This is a genomic window from Anaerobutyricum soehngenii, assembly GCF_009697165.1.
GTDB lineage: Bacteria > Bacillota > Clostridia > Lachnospirales > Lachnospiraceae > Anaerobutyricum > Anaerobutyricum soehngenii.
The window spans coordinates 86,188-108,336 of sequence record NZ_VULP01000001.1; the positions used below are offsets into that span (position 1 = coordinate 86,188).

The 22,149-nt window shown below is 37.3% G+C and carries 18 protein-coding genes, 1 pseudogene and 1 riboswitch; of the genes and pseudogenes, 16 read left to right on the forward strand and 3 right to left on the reverse strand.

What is annotated here, in order from left to right:
• The first annotated feature begins 71 nt into the window (after positions 1-71).
• A complete protein-coding gene (locus tag FYJ25_RS00350) occupies positions 72-920 on the forward strand; it encodes an SIR2 family NAD-dependent protein deacylase (RefSeq protein WP_154580347.1) in 849 nt (282 codons plus the stop codon).
• Positions 921-967: 47 nt separating this feature from the next.
• On the forward strand, positions 968-1,945 hold the full coding sequence (locus FYJ25_RS00355; RefSeq protein ID WP_154580245.1) for an SIR2 family NAD-dependent protein deacylase: 978 nt from the start codon (positions 968-970) through the stop codon (positions 1,943-1,945).
• Positions 1,946-1,951: 6 nt separating this feature from the next.
• On the opposite strand, the pseudogene FYJ25_RS15190 reads toward FYJ25_RS00355, so the two are convergent.
• Positions 1,952-2,098: pseudogene (locus FYJ25_RS15190) on the reverse strand (tetratricopeptide repeat protein); the annotation flags it as partial.
• Positions 2,099-2,189: 91 nt separating this feature from the next.
• Between FYJ25_RS15190 and FYJ25_RS14720 the strand changes: the two are divergent.
• The 13 genes from FYJ25_RS14720 to FYJ25_RS00415 all read left to right on the forward strand — a co-directional run bounded on the left by FYJ25_RS14720 (position 2,190) and on the right by FYJ25_RS00415 (position 18,257).
• A complete protein-coding gene (locus tag FYJ25_RS14720; protein ID WP_279237038.1) occupies positions 2,190-2,324 on the forward strand; it encodes a hypothetical protein in 135 nt (44 codons plus the stop codon).
• A gap of 181 nt (positions 2,325-2,505) precedes the next feature.
• The gene (locus FYJ25_RS00365) at positions 2,506-3,516 is read left to right on the forward strand and encodes a LacI family DNA-binding transcriptional regulator (RefSeq protein WP_154580247.1); all 1,011 of its coding nucleotides are present in this window, start codon (positions 2,506-2,508) and stop codon (positions 3,514-3,516) included.
• Entirely contained in the window at positions 3,513-4,130 is a 618-nt protein-coding gene (locus FYJ25_RS14505) for an MATE family efflux transporter (protein WP_243145652.1), read from the forward strand. Before FYJ25_RS00365 ends, FYJ25_RS14505 begins: the two co-directional genes overlap by 4 nt.
• The gene (locus FYJ25_RS14510; RefSeq protein ID WP_243145653.1) at positions 4,115-4,540 is read left to right on the forward strand and encodes an MATE family efflux transporter; all 426 of its coding nucleotides are present in this window, start codon (positions 4,115-4,117) and stop codon (positions 4,538-4,540) included. Before FYJ25_RS14505 ends, FYJ25_RS14510 begins: the two co-directional genes overlap by 16 nt.
• Before the next feature lie 390 nt (positions 4,541-4,930).
• Positions 4,931-6,022, forward strand: a complete 1,092-nt coding sequence (locus tag FYJ25_RS00375) for a GGDEF domain-containing protein (RefSeq protein ID WP_154580248.1) — start codon at positions 4,931-4,933, stop codon at positions 6,020-6,022.
• Positions 6,023-6,240: 218 nt separating this feature from the next.
• Positions 6,241-6,738 carry a PTS sugar transporter subunit IIA gene (locus tag FYJ25_RS00380; RefSeq protein ID WP_154580249.1) on the forward strand — a complete coding sequence of 166 codons (498 nt, stop codon included), beginning with the start codon at positions 6,241-6,243 and terminating at the stop codon, positions 6,736-6,738.
• Positions 6,739-6,826: 88 nt separating this feature from the next.
• Positions 6,827-8,296 carry a PTS transporter subunit EIIC gene (locus FYJ25_RS00385; RefSeq protein ID WP_154580250.1) on the forward strand — a complete coding sequence of 490 codons (1,470 nt, stop codon included), beginning with the start codon at positions 6,827-6,829 and terminating at the stop codon, positions 8,294-8,296.
• A 174-nt stretch (positions 8,297-8,470) separates the two neighbouring features.
• A riboswitch (cyclic di-GMP riboswitch) is annotated at positions 8,471-8,546 on the forward strand.
• Positions 8,547-8,741: 195 nt separating this feature from the next.
• Entirely contained in the window at positions 8,742-9,680 is a 939-nt protein-coding gene (locus tag FYJ25_RS00390; RefSeq protein WP_154580251.1) for a prepilin-type N-terminal cleavage/methylation domain-containing protein, read from the forward strand.
• A 49-nt stretch (positions 9,681-9,729) separates the two neighbouring features.
• Positions 9,730-11,382 carry a sensor domain-containing diguanylate cyclase gene (locus tag FYJ25_RS00395; RefSeq protein WP_243145654.1) on the forward strand — a complete coding sequence of 551 codons (1,653 nt, stop codon included), beginning with the start codon at positions 9,730-9,732 and terminating at the stop codon, positions 11,380-11,382.
• On the forward strand, positions 11,372-13,273 hold the full coding sequence (locus FYJ25_RS00400; RefSeq protein ID WP_154580253.1) for a GGDEF domain-containing protein: 1,902 nt from the start codon (positions 11,372-11,374) through the stop codon (positions 13,271-13,273). The genes FYJ25_RS00395 and FYJ25_RS00400 overlap by 11 nt, the downstream gene beginning before the upstream one ends.
• Positions 13,274-13,357: 84 nt before the next feature.
• A complete protein-coding gene (locus tag FYJ25_RS00405; RefSeq protein ID WP_154580254.1) occupies positions 13,358-15,727 on the forward strand; it encodes a diguanylate cyclase in 2,370 nt (789 codons plus the stop codon).
• Positions 15,728-15,777: 50 nt separating this feature from the next.
• Positions 15,778-16,824: an ABC transporter substrate-binding protein gene (locus tag FYJ25_RS00410; RefSeq protein ID WP_154580255.1), complete on the forward strand. Its 1,047-nt coding sequence runs from the start codon at positions 15,778-15,780 to the stop codon at positions 16,822-16,824.
• Positions 16,821-18,257, forward strand: a complete 1,437-nt coding sequence (locus tag FYJ25_RS00415; protein ID WP_154580256.1) for a sensor domain-containing diguanylate cyclase — start codon at positions 16,821-16,823, stop codon at positions 18,255-18,257. Before FYJ25_RS00410 ends, FYJ25_RS00415 begins: the two co-directional genes overlap by 4 nt.
• 76 nt (positions 18,258-18,333) lie before the next feature.
• On the opposite strand, the gene FYJ25_RS00420 is transcribed toward FYJ25_RS00415, so the two are convergent.
• On the reverse strand, positions 18,334-19,821 hold the full coding sequence (locus FYJ25_RS00420; RefSeq protein WP_154580257.1) for an AAA family ATPase: 1,488 nt from the start codon (positions 19,819-19,821) through the stop codon (positions 18,334-18,336).
• A 40-nt stretch (positions 19,822-19,861) separates the two neighbouring features.
• The gene (locus tag FYJ25_RS00425) at positions 19,862-20,848 is read right to left on the reverse strand and encodes a diaminopimelate dehydrogenase (RefSeq protein WP_147608548.1); all 987 of its coding nucleotides are present in this window, start codon (positions 20,846-20,848) and stop codon (positions 19,862-19,864) included.
• Positions 20,849-21,352: 504 nt separating this feature from the next.
• On the opposite strand from FYJ25_RS00425, the gene FYJ25_RS00430 reads away from it, so the two are divergent.
• The gene (locus tag FYJ25_RS00430) at positions 21,353-21,997 is read left to right on the forward strand and encodes a methylated-DNA--[protein]-cysteine S-methyltransferase (RefSeq protein ID WP_154580258.1); all 645 of its coding nucleotides are present in this window, start codon (positions 21,353-21,355) and stop codon (positions 21,995-21,997) included.
• Positions 21,998-22,149 lie beyond the last annotated feature (152 nt).

Sequence of the window (22,149 nt, forward strand, 5' to 3'; positions counted from 1 at the left end):
ATTTATATAGCAGGAGATTTGGCAGAAACCCTGCGGGATTTAAAAGAAAACATAGCAGGAAAGGAAATGTGATGAAGATGAATGTATATCAAGAGATAAGTCAAATCATCAAAGAAGCAGATGGTATTTTGATTGGAGCCAGTAATGGTTTGTCTATCGCAGAGGGATATAATATTTTTGCTGATGACGCATGGTTTCAGGAAAATATGGGAGATTTCAGAGAAAAATATGGAATGCGTTGTGTTTTACAAGGATTTTCAGTGCCAATGAAGGTAGAAGAAAAGTGGGCGTTTGTAAGCAGACTTGTTAAGGCAAAAGCTATGCAGGATGAGCCGAGTGAGATTATGAAAAACATCTATGCACTAGTAAAGGATAAAGAATATTTCGTAGTAACTTCCAATGCAGAGGATCATTTTGTGCCGGCAGGTTTTGAGGCAGACCGTGTTTTTGAAATGGAAGGGAAATTAACCCAGATGCGGTGCAAGAACAGATGTCATGACGAGGTCTATCCTAATCAAAAAGCAGTTCTCGCCATGACAGAAGAGGAAGTAAACGGAAGAGTACCCAAAGAGTTACTGCCGAAATGTCCAAAATGCGGTGGAGATATGGAAGTAAATTGGGGTGAGATGTCCTCGTTTACAGAAACGAAAAATTGGAAGGAAAAGGCTGCCCGCTATCAAGAATTTATTCAGAATTTACATGGAAAGAAGCTGGTAATTCTGGAATTTGGCATTGGTTGGAGAAATCAGATGATTAAAGCTCCTTTGATGCAGCTTGCAGCAGTAGAACCACAGGCAAGTTATATCACATTTAACAAGGGCGAAATTTACATTCCAGAGGAAATCAAAGAAAAATCCATCGGTGTGGATGGTAATCTTACGGTAGCGTTAAAGGAAATCAGAAAGGAAAGGATAGACTAAGTAAGGTGGTTAAAGATATTACAGTTGTGAGATAGGAGAATGAAAAAATGAGCTGTTATGAAAATTTGATAATGAAAACACAAATGAACTATTCCAGACACTATAGTACCTATGCATCCGGCGGTACTGCTGTAGTGTTGAGCAAACAAAAGCCGCTTTCTTATGAGGAACAGATTCAGGAATTTGTTCGCAGAGTGCAGGAGGCAGAGTGTATCGTAGTAGGCGGAGCATCCGGTTTATCAGCGGCTGGAGGTGGTGACTTTTATTATAGTGATACCCCTTCTTTTCGTGAGCATTTTGGAAAATTTGCAGATAAGTATGGATTCAAAGGTGCTTTTAGCGGCATGATGCATCGGTTTTCTACAAGAAATGAACACTGGGGATATGTGGCCACCTTTTTAAATACTACACAAAATGCCCCTATCAGAGAGCCATATCTGGATTTGGATAGAATCTTGCAGGGAAAGGACTTTCATATCTTAACGACTAATCAGGATACACAGTTTGTAAAGATTTATCCGGAAGAAAAGGTCAGTGAGATTCAGGGAGATCATCGTTTCTTCCAGTGTTCCCAGTGCTGTCAGGATGAAACATGGGATGCCGTACAACCTGTGGCAGATATGATTGCGGCTATGGGAGAGGGGACAATGGTGCCGGATGAACTGATTCCTCGCTGCCCTCATTGTGGTGCGGAAATGTTTCCGTGGGTAAGAGGATATGGGAATTTTCTGCAAGGGAAAAAATACGAAGAAGAATATGAGAAAATCTCAAAATACATTCAAAAGAACAAAGATAGAAAAATTCTCTTGATAGAACTTGGAGTAGGGCGCATGACACCGATGTTTATACAGGAACCGTTTTGGGAACTGACAAACAGCCTGAAAGATGCATATTATATTTCCGTAAATTCAGAATATCAGTTTTTGCCGGAATTCATTGAAGATAAGGGGATTGCTATTTTGGGAGATATAGGAACAGTGTTAAAAGATTTGCGGAAAGCAAAAGAGGAAAGTGCATTTGTATAGGATATTGGTGTCATCTTGAATGAATAAAGTGTAAATATTTTGTATAGCCATATTACAGTCAGACATCAGTGGAAGAAGATTCTGGTGGATGGTATGGGCTAATTGTTCCTGATTGGATGGCTTGGAATAGTAAGCGGATATTTTTAAAGTGATTGTGTCAATTTGCAATCAATTTCTATTCAATGTGGTTTTCCGGCAGGTTCTGTAAAATAAGCTCAGATTAAAACAATAACGGGAGGAGCTTATGCAACAGAATATTGAATTTGAGCGGTGCATTGATTTTATGGCATGGATGATCGATAAGTACGGCGAAGAAGTCCTCCGAGAGTTGGAGGAAGAAAAACAGAATAAAGAAGAAAAAGAAGCGGCAGTTTCCTGAAATACAAAATGTAAATCAGGCTGTCGCTTTTTTGTCCACATTTTGCTGTTTCTATGCTTGCCATTGTAAAATGTTACAAAAACTGAGTACAAATTTTGTAATGGGTTACACGTTTAACCTTTGTAAAAAAAGTATTTCTATTATACGATGTAATAAAATATGAGGAAAAGAAGGAATAGATATGGAGCAGAACAGAGTTCGGATCGTGGATGTGGCAGATGTGTTAGGTCTTAGTACCGCAACTGTCTCAAAGGTGATTCATGGTAAAACAGAAAAGATTTCTGACGAAACGGTAAAACGTGTCCAACAGGAGCTTGAAAGTTCAGGATATATACCGAATATGGCAGGTATTTTACTTGCAAGAAATAATTCAAGAATCATCGGAGTGGTGGTGAATGATAACATAAAGTATGAGGGAAGGGTTTTAGAAGATGGGTTTGTGATGTCATCGTTGAATGCTCTTTCCCATGAGGTGAATAGAAAAGGATATTTTCTGATGATAAAAACAACATCAGATATCAGTGAAATCCCTGTTTTTGCTTCTATGTGGAATATGGATGGTCTGCTTCTCATGGGGTTTTGTGAAGCGGATTATGAGAAGCTTCGCAATCAGATGAGAATATCGTTTGTTGTGTATGACGGTTATTTTGAAAAGTGTTCTAAAGTTGTTAATCTGGTAATTAATCATTATGATGGAGGTTATCAGGCAGGAAAGTATTTTAGAGAGCTTGGTCATAAAAAGGCATTATGTATAGCAGATAATTTTATATGTATGGATAAGGAAAGAATCGAAGGATTTTGTAAAGCATTTGAGCCGGGGAAAACATTGATCTGGCAGATTCCAAAGACGGAAAAGGAAAGGATATGCTTTTATCAGGATAACTTTTCAGAACTGCTAAAGAATAATATTACAGCAGTTTTTGCTGTCTCAGATTTTTATGCACTTGAGGTTATGCGTTTTTTACAGGGGAAAGGATTACATATCCCTGCGGATATACAGATCATCGGTTTTGATGACAATATGTCTAGCAGGGGAAGTTCTCCTGCACTTACGACGATTCATCAGGATGCAGCATTAAGAGCAAAAACAGCAATAGAATGTCTTGAAGCAATGCGGGATGGATTAGATTGTGAGTCAGAAATTGTGCTGCCGGTTAAATTAATAAAAAGAGAAAGTACGGGGTTGTTATGATGTCAAAATTTACGAAATCGTTATGTAAAATAGCAATTCCGGTCACGTTGCAAAGTATGCTGCAGGCATCATTTTCAATTATAGATCAGGTTATGATCGGGCAGTTGGGAGAAACTAATATAGCGGCGGTTGGATTATGTGGTAATTTTTCTTTGATTTTTTCTGTAGTAATCGGTGCCGTTGGTACTGTTGCGGGAATTTTAATTGCACAGTTTATTGGTGCTGATGATACGAAAGAAGCCTGGTGTAGTTTTGATGTGAGCTTTATTTGTGGAATAATAATAGCTACAATGTTTCTGTTAGCATCAGGAGTTTTTTCATCGCAGATTCTGAGTCTATATACAAAAGATACGAGTATTATTAGTACGGGTGAAGTTTATTTTAGAATTGTGGCGTTTTCCTATATTCCAATGGCAATCAGCAATATTTTATCCGCATGGCTACGTTGTAAAGAGCATGCAGCCATACCATTTGCAGCGAGCTTTGTAGCAGTAGCTGTAAACACAGGACTGAATTGTTTACTGATATTTGGAAAATGTGGATTTGCACCGATGGGAGGAAAGAATATGATGAGGCTTATACAGAGTCTAAGAAGATTATGTATGCAGGCTTAATTGGTGCAGTAGCCGTATCGGTATTGCTTATTTTTTTAGCAGGTATCTATACTAGATTATATCGTGTGGATTATAGTGTAAAAGAACTTGGAAAAATTTTGCTGATTATATTTGCCTTGTATGCACCAATCAAGGTTGAAAATATGATTCTTGGTGGAGGTATTATAAGAAGTGGCGGCAATACAAAAATTATCATGGTGATTGATATTATTGGTACATGGTGTATCGGAATTCCTTTGTGCCTGGTTGCGGCATATGTATTTAAGTGGGGAATTATAGGTGTATACACGCTGTTAACCACAGAAGAAATATTTAGATTGGTTATGTCACTGATTATTTTTAGAAAACGTAAATGGATGATTAGTTTATCTCAGTCGAGAAGACTCCCACCTCTTTCAGGTGGTGAGTGACAGCAAATTTGTCTCAGTGGGAGTCCAATCTTCGACTGAGATAAACGCTCCGCGAGGATGCGCAGTGATTCTGTAAAGAATATGTCAGCTTATGCTGACCAGAATCACGCGCCAAGTCTCGCGGCTGCTCGACTTGAACATAGTATGGAGGAGACGAAAAACTCTGCAAAAAGGTATTACATATAATAGATGTGTATGATGATTGTAAATCTTACACATCTATTTTTTTGTAAAAATCATTTAAAGTAAATTAACAGGAAAAGGATGTTTCCAGTTTCAAATTGAAAAAGCAGGTTAACAGATGGACTTTTGGATGATAAAATAGATATTGTGCTAAGAACTAGTTTAGCTGTTAGAATTACAGTAATTTAAAGAATGGAATAATTTATAATGAATGGGTATTTTTATGTATTAACAATAATTAATCTTTTTGTTCTGAGTTTTATGTGCATTCTCACAAAGTTGAGTGAAGCACTTAGTAAAAAACAAAAGCAAGGTTTTGTATGTGCATTTGTGTTGATTGCTGGAATCTCCGTTCTGGAGGTTATCACGCTTATAGTTGACGGTAAGCCATCGAGTTATCGATGGCTTAATATCATGTCAAATTATCTAGGCTTTGGTTTATCGCCTGCAGTAGCAATCTGTCTTGTATATGTGTTGGATAAGAAAACAACTTTTAAGCGTGAATTTAAGATGGCGGTGTACTGCGAGCTTGGATATCTGATTTTTCTGGCTTTATCTATTCCACATGGAATTGTATTTTCTGTGGATGCTGATAATATCTATTCACGTGGCCAATATTTTTGCATTTATGTTATCATGTACTTTACTGCAATTTTGTATCTTTCGATATCTACGATCATCAAGGCGAGAGAATTTCAAAATCGCAGCAGGAAGCTCATCTATCCACTTATTGTTTTTTTGACGGCCGAGACGATTATTCAGGTCATGTCACCGGAACTGCGTGTTACTTGGTTATGTGTTACTTTGCTTTCTGTGTTGTATTTTATTTATTGTAATGAGATGTGGAATCAACTGGATGGTCTTACGGGTCTTTTGAATCAGAGTAGTTATCTGAATCGTACAGAGGAAATGCGATACAGTGGAGGGGTTCTCATAGTGTTTGATGTGAATGACTTTAAGATGGTGAATGATGATTATGGACATTTGCAAGGAGATATTTGCCTTGCTGCAATCGCAGACTGTATCAAAAAAGCCTATGCGTGTTATGGGTACTGTTATCGGATAGGTGGAGATGAGTTTTGTGTGTTATTGAAAAATGGAGAAAAAGAAGAGGAATGCTTACATGAATTTATGAATCGACTGGAGGAACGGAGAAAGGAAATTACTTTTTTACCAATCGTTTCATTTGGTTCATCGGTATTTTCTGGTGAGGATATCAATGTGGTTAAGGAGATTGCAGACCGTAATATGTACCAGTGCAAAAAAGAGCAAAAGAATCGTGTCGCTTCACAATTATAATACTATAAGTCAGAGAGAAACAGTATTATTTGTGAGATTGTAGAAGTATTTGTGTAAAATATATAATAATCACTATACGACCGTAGATTTTTGATACCTAATCTAAAAATATTCTATTTTTTTTCTTTGATTTTATAATTATAATAAACGAGATTTATTGTGCGGACGACTTATAAAATAAAAATAACATGGAAGATAAAGTATGGAGGGGAGATGACATGTTAGGTTTTTTCAGAGGGAAGGGAAAAAGAAAAGAAAATAAAAAAGAAAATATAATTTATACACCTTGCAAGGGAACTGTAGTTCCAATTACGGAAGTTCCTGACCCTGTTTTTTCAGAAAAGGTATTGGGAGATGGGTTTGCGGTAATCCCGGCAGAAGGAAAGATATATGCTCCAACAGATGGTGAAGTGACGTTGGTTTTTGATACGCTTCATGCAGTTGGTATGACAAGCAGCATGGGGACAGAGATATTGATCCATATCGGCTTAGATACGGTTACACTTGGGGGAGAACCATTCACAGCGCATGTTGTGGTTGGTGATAAGGTTAAAAAAGGTGATCTTTTGGTGGAAGTGAATCTGGATAAGATTAAAGCGGCCGGTCTGAATTCTATTACACCGGTTCTGATTAGTAATACAGATACCTATGATAAAATCAGTCTTCAAAAGGAGGGTGATGTTTTATTCGATGAAGCAGTTCTTAAGATTTTATAAAGAGATTTTATACAGAACTGTGCGTAATAATTAACCTGATTGGAACAATCCAATTAAGTATAATTTAAAAGAGAAGGAGGAGGAAATTATGAAATTTCTTCAAAAACTTGGGAAGGCATTAATGCTTCCTGTAGCGGTGCTACCAATCTGTGGTATCCTTATGGGTATTGGATATTGGTTATGTCCGGCAACTATGCAGGGCGGAGATATCCAGGGGGCAGCGAATCTGATTGGTCTGTTTTTGGTAAAAGCAGGAGCAGCGCTGATTGACCATATGGCAATTCTTTTTGCAGTTGGTGTTGGTGTCGGTATGTCAGAGAAGAATGACGGAACCGGCGGAATCGCAGCTCTTGCATCATGGCTGATGATGACAACACTTCTTTCAACAGGTTTTGTTACGACAATCATGCCATCTATCGCTGAAAGCGCAACAAAGACACTTGCATTTGATAAGATTGAGAATCCATTTATTGGAATTCTTGCTGGTGTGATCGGATCAATGTGTTATAACAAGTTTAAGGATACAAAGCTTCCGGACTGGTTATCATTCTTCAGTGGTAAACGTTGCGTGGCAATTATTGCCGGAGTAGTTTCCATTATTGTATCCGCAGTATTATTATTTATATGGCCATTACTTTTCGGTGCACTTGTATCACTTGGAAAGGCAATTGTAGGTATGGATGTTGTTGGAGCAGGTATCTATGCATTCCTGAACCGTTTGTTAATTCCTACAGGATTACATCATGCATTGAACAATGTATTCTGGTTTGATACGATCGGACTTGGTGACTTACAGCACTTTTGGGCTGGTGAGACATCTGCAGATGTAACATGGAGTCTTGGAATGTATATGTCTGGATTCTTCCCATGTATGATGTTTGGTATTCCTGGTGCAGCACTTGCAATGATTAAATGTGCTAAGCCTGAAAAGAAAAAACTTGCGATCGGTCTGATTGCTTCTGCAGCTCTTTGTTCATTTATCTGTGGTGTTACTGAACCGTTTGAGTTTGGATTTATGTTCCTTGCACCTGCACTGTATGTAATTTATGCATTACTTTATGGTATCTTTACTATGATTACAGTTGCACTTGGTTTCCGTGCAGGATTCAGTTTCTCTGCCGGTGCTATGGATTTGATCTTCTCATCTTCCCTTCCGGCAGCACAGAAGACATGGCTTATTCTTCCACTGGGAATCGCAGCATTTATTGTATTCTATGTGGTATTCCTTTTCGCAATCAAGAAGTTTGATCTTAAGACTCCTGGTAGAGAGGATGACGATCTTGAAGCAGAGAAGAAAGTGGAATTAGAAAGTAATGATTATACTGCCATCGCAGCAAAAATCCTCGAAGGATGCGGTGGAAAAGAGAATATTACAAGTATCGATAACTGTGTTACCAGATTGCGACTTGAAGTAAAGGATATAACAGCAGTAAATGATAAGGTAATTAAATCTGCAGGAGTTGCAGGGGTTATTAAACCTGGAAAGACTTCTGTTCAGGTAATTATCGGAACGAAGGTTCAGTTTGTTGCTGACGAATTTACAAAGCTTTGTGAATAATAGAAAGTTCTAAAAAGGACATGTGAGAAACTTTTGTTTTTCACATGTCCTTTTTAGTTTATAGCATTTATGATGATAGGGAATATTTTTTTCATAACTTTATTTATAAATGTTCCCAAGAATAACATTACCATGGACATTTTGACAGAAAAAAGGTATAATGGCAATAAAGAAATATAACTGTGGCAAATCAGTCGAAAGTCTGAGACGCAAAGCTAAAGGGCCTGTAAAATGGCAGCCAGTTGCAACGTTTTGAAGCATTGTCTGGAGGGCAGTGCTTTTTTCATTATTATGGATTTTATGATGACGACAGGAAGCGTTTGAATGTTAAATTAAGGATTTAGTTTACATAGAAAGCCGTAGCTTGTGTTGTGATTTTCGGTAATTTATATAAAGAAAGAAATAGGCTGAATAAGTGATAAATAAAAAATATAAACAAAGGAAGATGATTTTTAGTAAAATCTATAATAATAAAAACAGAGGTTTTACTCTGGTAGAACTTATAATCGTAGTTGCCATTATGGGTGTTCTTATTGCAATCTTAGCACCTGTTTATGCCAGACGTGTAGAAAAAAGCCGCGAGACGGTTGACATTGCTAATGTTCGTTCAGCATATGCAGAAATTATGGCTGAAGTGATGGATGAAGATGCATCGAATATAGTTAAGGTAGTAAAATTAAAACAGAAGAGAGATGACTGGCAGGCATTTGATCCTGTTGTAATTGCAGGAAAAACGCATTACAAAAGTCAGGGAGATACTGACAACTGGAAGGGAATTCCTGTTGCAGACGGGGAATGTGAGGTATCTTATAATGCATCAACGGGTATTCTTTTTGACTGGAAAGGAATAGGAAAAGATACGTCCGAAACAACAATAGATTTTAATGGAGATTTGCATGAAGTACTTAACAGAACAGGAATATTATCGGAATTAACAAATCAGTCGATTAAACGTTTTGAGATAGATTCTAAATGCTCTGATTCAAATATGGTTAATAAAGTAAATAAAGAGATTCAAGCAGAAGGTAACAATCTGCTACAATATGGTACATGGGCTTATCTTGGAAGTCCATCGAAAGATTCAAGCAGATATTTGTTTTGGACATCTATTGATACGAATCAGGTCGGGGCAGGAAAGAAAATACCAGTTATTGTAAGTAAAGCAGATGGTGGTTTTTATATATCTGAAACGACAACAGCTTATAGAAATCCTAAAGACAAGAAGAATTATGTTGCAATCGCAGATCATATTTATAATGATTATGGTTTTCAAACATATACCAAAGGTGAAAAATATAGCACGTTAAAGGAAGCTTATGAAGCATATTCTAAGCTTCTTAAAGAAGGGAAATACTCAGAATATAAAGATACTATGCCTAAATAGAAGGAGTTTTTCGGTACATAAATTGAAAAGGAAAAATATGGAGGAAGGTATGAAAGGGAAGAAAGTAGAAATGATATGTATAGTTGCTGTGTTGCTATTGTCATTTTTTTTGACGGAAAGATTGCAGAAGCCAGAAACTCATACATTTTATTCTCTTAACAGTGGATGGTATCAGATAAAAGATGGGGAGAAAATTCATATTGAATTACCTTGTTATGTTATGACAGATGCAGATGGAAAGATTGTTTTATATAATGATACGTTATCAGAAAAAGATCAGGGAAATTTTATCTCAGCTAGAGGAGTGCAGGATCATTTGCAAATATGGTTGGGAGATCGTGTTCTGTATCGTTATAAAGAAAATAAATTTCAGAAAAATAAACAAATGAAAGGAAAGATATGGGCTGATGTCTGTTTGCCAGAGAAAACGGGAGAGAAAACACTTAGTTTTATGTTTGAGGGTTCCCCCAATAGTTCACTGTATATACAGGCCCCGCTCATAGGAAGTTTTCTGGATATTGTTAAAAGTCATTTGTGGGAATCTGTTTTTTCAATTTTGATGATTATAGGAATGTTGGGGATGGGAATTGTTTCAGTAATCGTATTTTTATATACTAGACATCGTCAGATTATAGAGAAACGTTTTCTTAATGTGGCATTCTTTTTGATTTTATGTAGTTTATGGAGCATACTGGATTCAGGAATTTATCAGATGTATGGAAAACAGAATGCGGTAGGAATACAACTATCTTTTTATGCATTTATGCTTATGTCAATTCCAATGTTACATTTCGTACGAAACACAGTAAGCGAGGGTGTTCGATGGATTCCGAAAATATGGATTTTTCTTTTATATGGGGATGCTGTTGTACAGGGAGTTATAAACTATTTGTTTAAAGTTCCGTTTATATGTATGCTATATATAACACACATTATATTATTTACAGGAGTTGTAGCGATGATTCTTTTACTGTGGAAAGAATATCAAAAAAAGCGGACACAGGAATTGAAGTTTTGTCTGAAAGCGTTTGCTGTATTAGGTATTGGTGGAGTAATCGCAATTATTTTGTATCGGGTATTTTCTATTTACTGGTATGATGTGATTTTTCAGTTTGGTATTCTTCTTTATATTTCGTTTTTATTTGGAGGATTGCTTTGTAAAGTATCGAATGAGATTCAGTTTCACTTAGAACAGACGGTATTTGAAAGAATGTCTGTGGAAGATCGTATGACAGGTCTAAAAAATCGGAAAGCTTTTGAGAAATGTATGGAAGAAGTGCAGGAAGATGCCATATTACTTAAGAATGCCTTACTTTTATTTATACATATCGATGGATTGAAAGAGATTAATGATATGAATGGAATGCAGATGGGGGATGAAGCAGTTATTCGGACAGCAAGGAGTATTCAGGCAGCAGGAAAGAGTTTAGAACCAAATGCAGAAAGTTTTCGTATTGATGGTAATGAGTTTGCAGTAGTTGTAACGAATCCGCAGAAGATGCCAGGAGAATGGATAAGAATTATAATAAATGATGTGAAAAAAGAAAATAGCAGTAGATACTGTGTCCAGTTAAAATTTGGATACAGTTATCTGAGGAGCAAAGATGGGGTACTTCATTCTGTAAGTGATTGGAAGATGCAGGCAGATACGATGTTACGTTTCAATACAGGAAAATCGGTGGGGGATGCGTATGATTTATAATGTAGATTTTTTAATTGCAGGATTGGTCATATTACTGCTGATTCTGTGGTATTTTTTGGGCGAGAAAAGAGCAGAGGATTTGAATAATCAAGTGTTTCTTTTCTTTGCGGTTATTGGAAGTTTAGATGTGATTGCTGAGATTTTCAGCAACTATTGTATCATTTATGCGAAGGATTATTGTGCAATAGTAGCGGTATTAACAACAACTGTATTTTACTTATTCCAGGCAGTGCTTCCGCTTACTCTGATTTGTTATGTTCAAACATTATACAAGAATAAAATTGTTTCAGCAAAAAGAATGTTGTTGTCTGGATTACCGACGTTTGTTCTGATAGGAATCGTGCTAACGAATCCATTTACTGAAAAACTATTTTATTTTGATGTGCCGGCAGGATATATGAGGGGACCTTGGTATATGTTGATGTATTACAGTGCACTTGGTCATATGGTTGTGGCTTTGTTTCTTATTATTTTCTGGAGAAAAGAACTTGGTTACCGAAAAGTAAAAATACTTTTGGAAATACTAGTAATATCTGGAGTTGGAGTAGTAATACAGCTCGTACATCACTCTCTTCTTACAACAGGATTTGGTCTGAGTCTAGGTATACTGGCATTATTCATTACGATCAACAATCCTCATGCCAATATGGATAGTCTTACTGGCTTATATAATCATCTTTATCTTACCAGAAAAAGCAATGAGTTGATAGCAAGAGGGAAAAATTTTCATATTATCAGTGTATATCTGTATCAGCTAAAACATATCAATAAAATTGCAGGAATTCAAGGTGGTGACTATATTTTAAAGATGACAGCAAAAAGACTTGAAGAACTGTGTGGAAAGAAAGTATTCCGTATTACTGGAAAGAGGTTTTTAGTACTGGCAGATTCCTTGAAGGAATATGAATACTATCTTACACAATTAAAACAAATGTTTGATGTGAGTATGAAACTAGATGTGGAAAATAAGGACATTGCGACACCTGTAATTCTAAGTGGTATTATTAATGCAGAGAAGCTTGGAGAAAGCGAACTGATAATGGAATATGCAGAATATCTGGAAACATTATCGGTACAAAGTGGTCTGACAGAGGTAATTCAGGATGATCGCCAGACCATGAATGGATTTTTATATAATAAGCGTGTGGAGCAGTATCTGCATACGGCGATTACAGAAGATCTTTTTGAAGTTTATTATCAGCCTGTATACTCCACAAGGGAGAAACAATTTATTACATTGGAAGCATTGAGTCGTCTGCACCATCCGGAACTTGGTTGGATTGCACCGGATGTGTTTATTCAGATTGCGGAAAAGAATCATATGATTGAACAGATTACAGATTTACAGTTTTGTCGTATATGCAGATTCTTAAAAGAAAATAAAAGATTAATGGATTCTCTCTTGAACGTGAAAGTAAATTTATCTTCTTTAGATTTGATGCGAAGTGACTGTTGCAGTCATTTTATCTGTATGATGGATGAATTTGAGATCCCTCACAACTGGATACAGTTTGAGATTACCGAAACCGTAGCGACAGAATACAATGAAGGTTTAAGGAAGGTTGTAGATGAATTTACAGATGCCGGAATCCATCTTTGTCTGGATGATTTTGGTTCGGGATATGCCAATTTGAATACAGTTATGCGACTTCCATTTTCAACCATAAAGATTGATCGGTCTCTTCTTTTTGATATTTGCAGTGATAAAAAAAGGGAAATGTTTTATCAGAGTATTGTAGAAACTTTCCGGAAAATGAATTATCATCTTGTTTCCGAAGGAGTGGAAACAAAAGAAGAAATGGAAAAAATAAGCAGCTGGGGAGTTGATATGATTCAGGGATATTATTTTTCCAGACCGCTTCCACCAGAAGAATTACTGAAACTATTATAGAATATAGAAAAAGCAGATGGAAAACAGGGAGAAACATAGAGAAAATAATAGAGAAAATAGAGGGAAGGGAGACAGCCAATACACATGGAGATGAAACAAAAAATAATGATTGTCGATGATGCAGAGATAAATCGTCAGATTCTGATGGCGATTCTTGGGGACAAATATGAATATGTACAGGCAGAAAATGGCTGTCAGGCAGTCCATATGCTGCAGCATGATCTTACGATAGATTTGATACTTTTAGATATTAATATGCCAGAAATGAATGGGTTTCAGGTATTAGAGCGAATGAACAAGTTTCATTGGATTGATGAGATTCCAGTAATCATAATTTCTTCGGAAGAGAAAAGAGATGTTATTGAGAGGGCATACATTTTTGGAGCGGAAGATTATATACGAAGACCATTTGATTCTTTTATTGTGCGTAGACGTGTGCAGAATATACTGAAGCTGTATGCGAATCAGAAAAGATTAAAGCAGATGGTTTCTGATCAGATTTATGAAAAAGAAGAGAATAACAATCTAATGATTGGTATTTTAAGCCATGTGGTGGAATTTAGAAACAGTGAAAGCGGAGAACATATCCTTCATATCCGAATGGTAACAGAACGTTTATTGCGCCGGCTGATTCAAAAAACAGATCAATATCAGTTGTCTGAGTCGGACATTGCCATGATTACAACGGCAGCAGCTCTACACGATATTGGAAAAATAAATGTTCCAGAAAGTATTTTAAATAAACCGGGAAAGTTAACACAAGAAGAATTTGAAATCATAAAGACACATACGACGATTGGTGCGGATATTATTGACCAGATGATTAGTAGATCAGAAAAACCATTGCTACGTATCGCATGGGAAATCTGTCGTTGGCATCATGAACGGTGGGATGGACATGGATATCCGGATGGTCTGATTGGAGAAAAGATTCCAATTTCAGCTCAGGTGGTTGCTTTGGCGGATGTGTATGATGTACTGATTAGTGAGCGGTGCTATAAGAATGCTTATGACCATGAAACAGCAATGGATATGATCATGTCTGGTGAATGTGGGGCGTTCAATCCACTTCTCTTAAAATGTCTGTATGAAATATCATCAGAGCTTCGTATAGTAGTACAGGGTAATCTGGGAGAAGAAGCATATCGTCAGGAGGCAGATCGTCTGGCGGCGGAGATAATGAAGAAAAAGAGTACACCATGCAGTGATCGGGCGCAATGTATGCTTGAATCTATGCAGGAACAGCTGGAATTTTTTGCTTCTTTAAATGGAGGGATTCAATTTGAATATGATCATGTTTCCAGACTGGCAAATATAGTAAACTGGAATGAACCGCCACAATATCGTTATTCTGTCATGAATATTGCAGATAAAAATTGCTTCAAACATCTGAGTCAGAAAGATTTTCATCGCTTGAAAGATGCTTTAGATGCAACAACACCGGAAAATCGGGAATTTTCTATGAGTATCATGTTACTGCAGGGAAATGACTATGAGTGGTGTGAGCTTCGAATGCATTCACTTTGGTCAGAATTGTCACCGGATCATTATATCGGAGCGGTGGGACAGTTAATTAAACCACAGCATGTTACGTCGGAACTTCCTCTTCTAGATGGCCTTTCAGAAGGAGAAAACGCAGATGGAAAGGATATAAGGGTAGCATTCGAACAACTTAAGCAGATTTTTGATATTGTCCGCCTGGTAGATCCGGCTCATAATGCAGTCATGGAAATAGATGATAAGGGCATATTGAGGCAGACAGATCAGCACTGTGCCGCTTTCTGGGAGAATGGAGTAAATTGTGCCAACTGTATTTCAACGCGTGCTCTGTCACAGAAGACAATGCTAAATAAGTTGGAATTTACCAGAAGAGATATATATTATGTCGTTGCAAAATATCTTTGTATCAACGGAACACCGTGTGTACTTGAGATGCTCTCTAAGATGAATGAAGGGCGTTGGATTGATGCAAATGGAACTAGATTTTTATTGGATAAAAGTCGTGGGGAGAATAGGAAACTTTTTTCTGATGCATTGACTGGTGCATACTCCAGACGATATTTTGAGACATATCTTACTCATATGGAAGGTATGGAATGTGTAGAGATTATAGATGTGGACCGTTTCAAACAGGTAAATGATACATATGGACACTTGGCAGGAGATGTAGTGCTTAGGGATATTGCCGCAGCGATTCAGTCCTGCATTCGAAGCACCGATATTCTGATTCGTTATGGTGGAGATGAATTTTTGCTGCTTTTTCCCAAAATGTCTGAAAAACATATGCTGGAGAAAAACGAAAAAATTAAAAAAGCAGTTGAAAGCATCGTATTTACAGAATATCCGGATTTTCATGTAACGGTCAGTATTGGTGGTGTCTGTGGTGTGCATCCGATTATGGAAGCAATTCATCAGGCAGATAAGCTGATGTATGAAAACAAGAGAACGTTATAGGAAAGATAAGTAGATATTAAAGTTTTAAGAAGAAGGTAAAAGAAAATCATATGAAGTGCAGAAAGACCAAAATATATATGTTATGTGTGGTTCTGCTTTTTTCTTTTCTGCTAAGTGGCTGTCTGGGTAGTTCTACTATAGAGGAAAATGCAGATGAGGCGCAGGGAGAATCAGCACCGGTAGAATACCGTTGTATTTCAAACCCGGAAAGTAAGAAAAAGATCTATGTTATTTTAAAAAATTATCATGGAGATTACTGGAAAACAGTAATCGGAGGGGTAGAAAAAGCTGCGAAAGAAGTGGATGCGGCAATTTATCTTAGAGGGATTGATAATGAAACAGATATTTCCGGGCAGATACGTCTGATGAATGAGGCGATAGAGCAGGGAGCAGATGGGATATTGCTCGCACCAGCTAATTCCAATTCTCTGGTGGAAAGCTGTGAGAAAGCAAGGAAAAAGAATGTTTCGGTAGTGCTTATTGATTCTTCTATTAACAGTACAGAATTTGATGCGTGTTATATGACGGATAATATAGATGCTGGAAAAATGGCGGCAAAAGAAATGATCAAGCTGCTTCAGGATGCCGGGAATTCTCCAACACAGCCATTAGAAGTTGGAATACTGTTATCAGCAGATACTTCTCAGGCAATGGTGAATCGGGTTTCGGGATTTTTGGAGGCATGGACACAGTATGCGCCATCACAATGGGATATTGCCAAAGATATTTTTTTAAATGGAGGAGATGTGAAAAAAGCACAGACAGATGCATTTGCTTTGCTGGAAAAGAATAAAAATATAAAAGGACTTTACGGATGTAGTAATACATCGACAATAGGAATCGCAAAAACGCTTGTAAAAGAAAAAAGAACAGATATCGTTATGGTAGGCTTTGATATGGCAAAAGAGACACAGCAATTTATTCAGGATGCAGATTATCAGGGAGTTTCTTTATTACAAAAACAGGATCAGATGGGGTATTTGGGGATACATTCATTAGTTTCTTTAATTAAAGGGGAAAAATCAGAACAAAAATTTTTTGATACCGGGGTTATTATGGTTAATTCATACTATCTTATGGAGAAAGGTGTTTCATGAAAAATCAAAAAAAGAGAGGGGTATTGCTGGCTCTTTATCTGACAGTATGTCTGGTAATTATTGTGTCCGCATATTTTCGTCTAAGTAAAATCGCGCAGAGCTTTAATACACAGCATTTAGAATTAATTACCGGATTGTATGCAGAAAAAATGAATGAAGAGATGGATTATCTTCAGAATTTTGTGGAAGAGGATGTGAAGATGATTCAGGCGATGGAAGATAAAAATCCGGACAAGATTCAGAAAAGTCTGGAAAAAAATCTGAATCAGACAATGTTTTGTAATATCGGATTTATTATGAAAAATGGAGAAGTCTATGGAAGTAAATGTGCAGTCTCAGATATTAAAAAGAAAAATCTGGATAATTTGGCTTTAACTGCAAGAACATCCTTTAATTCTGATCCGTATCAATCAAGCGAAACAGGAAATATGATTATAACAGTTTTTGTTCCGGTAGCGGATTTCTCTCAGATACATATGCTGTATGTGTCAGTGATGATAGAGCAGATTAGACAGTTAGGAGTCTATGAACTTTTACAGGGGAAGATCAGTGTTCATCTGTTAAAAGCAGATTCTGAAAATTTTATCACTTGTATTAGCAGCGATAATTCAAGCACAGCCGGAGATTGGAATAATCTTTTACTTCAGCAGAAATATTTTGAATATAATGAGGGATATTCGTATAAGCAGTGGATTAGTGATATGCGTTCAGGGAAAAAGGAAGGCCAGTTTGCAGCAAAGATTCGGGGAGAAGACTCGACAATATCTTACAGGAGTATTTCCAGTATGCCGGGATGGTATGTTGTTGTCGAACTGACGAATAAAAATATTTCAAATATTACTCAGCATTTTTCAGTCTGGGGCGGGATTTATGGAAGTATATTAGTTGGCTTTACAATTTTATATATGCTCACAATTTTAATATGGGAGAGAAAAGATAAAAAACGATACATTGGTCTATCCAGTACGGATGCATTGACAGGAGTCCTGAATCGCAGAGCTTTCCGGGCAGATGTTGAACATGAGCTTAGAAAGAAAGAACCGGGGATATTCCTGTTTATCGATGTGGATAATTTTAAATCTTATAATGACACCTATGGTCATAGTAATGGAGACCTTTGTCTGAAATACTTTGCACAGACAATGCAGGAGTGTTTTCCGAAAGACAGTATACTCGGCAGGTATGGCGGAGATGAATTTGTTGCATATCTGAAAAATGTCAAACCAGAAACGGTTTATGCCTGTATGGAAAGCTTTCAGAAGAAGATTGCTCATTTTACCCTTTCGACAGGTGAGGTAGTAGAATTGTCTGCCAGCGCAGGAGGAGTAATTTTCCCTGAACAGGGAGAAGATTTTGTATCGTTATGTAAAAATGCAGATGCTGTCCTCTACGATATAAAACAGAATGGAAAAGCTACATTTAAGATGAAATAAGATAAAAAATAAAAAGTCTGGTAGAGCAGGAATTCTTATATTTGCTCTATCGGACTTTTTACATAATAAATCAAAGTTATAAAAGCAATTCTCTTACCATTTCTCCGGTAAAAACGACCTGTTTTAAATGATCCACTTCAATCTGATATAATGCATTCGCTACGATATGCTCTGCAGCCTGTTCTAAGTCACGAATACCTGTAGTATCGGAAAAGATGTCAATTACGGTATCTAATGCCTCATCCGTCATGATACATTCCCCTTCATATAAGCCGATTCGTTTGAGAACTTTAGGAAGAGCAAATTTAGAGAAGATTGCCTTCTTTTCTTCTGGTGTATAATCCGGAATATCAATGACAGCAAAGCGGGACATTAAAGGACTGCTGATCTGACTCTTATCATTGGCAGTTGCGATCGGATAAACTCCAACAGTAGGAATCATACATTCCATGTAGTTGTCAGTAAAGCCAAGGTTATCTAATAAAGTAAGAAGAACATCAGCAGGATTACCAGTTCCCTTACCGGAGTTTGCCTTATCAAGCTCGTTAATAATGAAAACGAGATTAGATTCTCCAGCCATTGAAAAAGCATCCATGATAATTCCAGGCTTTGCATTCGCATAAATACGGGAACTTCCGGTTAACTGTTCGGGATCATTAATGGAACTCATGTCTAAAGTTGTCCATGGGAGCTTTAAAATACGAGCAACAGCGTAAGCAATCTGAGACTTTCCGGTACCGGCAGGTCCTACAAGTAAAAGACCATAAGCAGGAAGAGTATGTGTACGGTTAATCTGGATAATCGTCTCAATAATTCTCTGCTTTACACGTTCCATTCCATAGAGTTCTTCATCAAGAATCCGTCGTGCTTCCTCAGGATCGATAGATTTAAAATAATCACTTTTCCATTGGATGTTCATCATAATAGATAAAGCACGCTGGGCATGGCGTCGTTCTTCTGGAGAAACTTCGCGTGAACGGGCAACAGCAAGGTTTCTTCTGGCCCACAGGCGGATATTATCAGGAAGCGTTCTTCCGGCGCAAGTCATAAAGTCTGTAATGCTCTGAAGACTGGTAAGCTTCATCTCATCACTGTCTTCTTCCTCTGTAGTTATCTCAGAAGTTTCCTCCACAGGAGCGCTGCTTGCAAAAAGACGCTCGATCATAAACTGTAAAAAGCCATCTTCTGCAGATAATTTCGTTCTTCCTCCAAAAGAAATTTCCTGAATTTTATAGACTGCATATCCTTGTGCAGTATTTTTACCGGAAAGCTGGATGTGAATATGGTGTTCGCCAAGCCATTTTAAAAGACTGACAAAACGAGCATCTACTTTTAAGATATCTGCACTGATCGTCCCATCTTCTTCTTCAAACTCAAATGTAGTCTGTTTATTTGGATTTGCAAAAATACCAAAAGAATGATGTTTCCATTCTCTCTTTGTATTGTCAATTATAAGAATCGGATTTTCCGGTGAAGCATGATCATTATCTGAATAGACCATGGTGTATGTACAGCGTACAGGCTCTTTTTTTGCCTGCATATTACTAAAATCAAATACTGGCATGATGGTTTAAAAGTCCCTCCTTGAATTTTAATATATCAGATTATAACATCTTAGCTCTTAATTCTTCCGGAGTCATCTGAGATAACATTGCCGGTGCGATATCAAATACACTTCTGGCACCAGATTCACCTTTCACAGAAAGTCTGTGAGCAGCACGTGCATAAGCAACAAGTACACTTCCTGTAAACTCTGGATTAGAATCAAGTTTTAAAGAGTATTCGATAACATGTTTGTTACCTTCACATCCCGTTTCACCAGTACGGATAACGAAACCACCATGTGGCATCTTACTATGATGTGCCTTTAATTCCTCCTCGGTAATAAATGTTACAGTTGTATCGTAGTCAGAGAAGTAATTAGGCATTGTTTTAATTGCTGTTTCAATAGCTGCTTTATCAGCACCTTCTTCCGGAACAACATAGCACTCTCTTAAATGCTTCTGTCTTGTTGTAAGTTCTGGTTCACTTCCACTTCTTACCTGCTCCACAGCATCTTCGATAGGAACTGTGTACTGGATTGCATTTTTAACCCCTTCAATACGGCGGATCGCATCAGAATGTCCCTGACTTACACCCTTGCCCCAGAAAGTATAAGTACTTCCCTGTACAAGAATGGACTCGGCATACAAACGATTTAAAGAAAACATTCCCGGGTCCCAGCCGACAGAAATGATACTGATCTTATTTCCTTTTTTTGAAGCATTATCCATAGCAGCAAAATATTCAGGAATCTTTGCGTGGGTATCAAAACTGTCAATCGTATTAAAAGAAGCAGCAACTTTCGGACCAATAACAGGAAGATCTGTCGCAGAACCACCACAAAGAATCATTACGTCAATCTCATCTTTCATAGATGCCATCTCATCAAAATGCTTCACAGCAGCACTCTCTGTCTGAATAGATACAGTAGCAGGATCTCTTCTTGTAAATACCGCTGCCAATTCCATATCATCATTACGCTTAATTGACTGCTCCACACCACGACCAATATTACCATAACCTACAATACCAATCTTGATTTTGTTCATTATTCTACCTCACTTATTATTTTATATATTTTTATATGCTTTCATAATCTCCCTTTGAGATATAAGCTTATGATACATTGCAAAACTGCATAGCGAAAAAATGCAGAGTCTGCTGTTTGATTATAACATATAGAAGTAAAAAAATGGAGAAAAAAGTTTTGATTAATAAAAAATTCAAGAATGTCCTGGAATTTTTCATAGCACTTGCCGGCATCTAAAAACAACACCGTCTCTTTTAGCAGGAGTATGTTATAATGAAAATAGGAGCAAAAAGATTCTAAGAATACCGAGGTATTCCTAATTCAAGTCGAGCAGTCGCGAGACTTGGCGCGTGATTCTGGTCAGCGTAAGCTGACATATTCTTTACAGAATCACTGCGCATCCTCGCGGAGCGTTTATCTCAGTCGGAGATTGGACTCCCACTGAGACAAATTTGCTGTCACTCACCACCTGAAAGAGGTGGGAGTCTTCTCGACTGAGATAAAAAATATTGGAGAATTTTGTATGATTACAAGAAAAGAAGCAATTGAATATGGTCTATCCTTTCCCAATACATATGTAGATGCTCCGTTTCGCGATCCAAACTGGCAGCTCATCAGAGTAAAAGAAAGCAAAAAAGTATTTTTATGGATATATGAAAAAGATGGATTTGTTCAGTTAAATGTAAAAGTAGAACCAGAATGGAGAGATTTCTGGAGAGAAGTATACCCATCGGTCATTCCGGGATATCATCAAAATAAAAAGCACTGGAATACAATAATACTTGATGGAACAATACCTGTAAAAGAAATTAAACGAATGATTACAGAAAGTTATGACCTGATAACAGACAGTCCAACAAAACGAATTTATGAAGCAGTCAAACGTATTCCAAAAGGTCATGTAGCAACTTATGGGCAGGTAGCGGCTATGGCAGGCAATCCAAAGATGTCACGTGCAGTTGGAAATGCTCTTCATAAAAATCCTGATCCGGAAACAATCCCCTGTTTTCGAGTGGTAAACTCCAAAGGAGAACTTGCAGAGGCTTTTGTATTTGGAGGGGAAGGAGAGCAGGCAAAACGTTTGGAAGAAGACGGTGTGGAAGTAAAAAATGGAAAAGTTGATTTAAAACATTATGGAATATCTTTAACTACTAATTTGCTAGACTAAAGAGACGAAAACCAGAAATTTGAGATAGAAAAAATGTGAAGATAGTCGCGGCGTAGAAAATGCCTGTTCGGCATTTTTACTAGCTCCGACATCACATTTTTTCTATCTCAAATTTCTGGTTTTCTGTTCTTTGGCGCCAGATGGAAATTAGT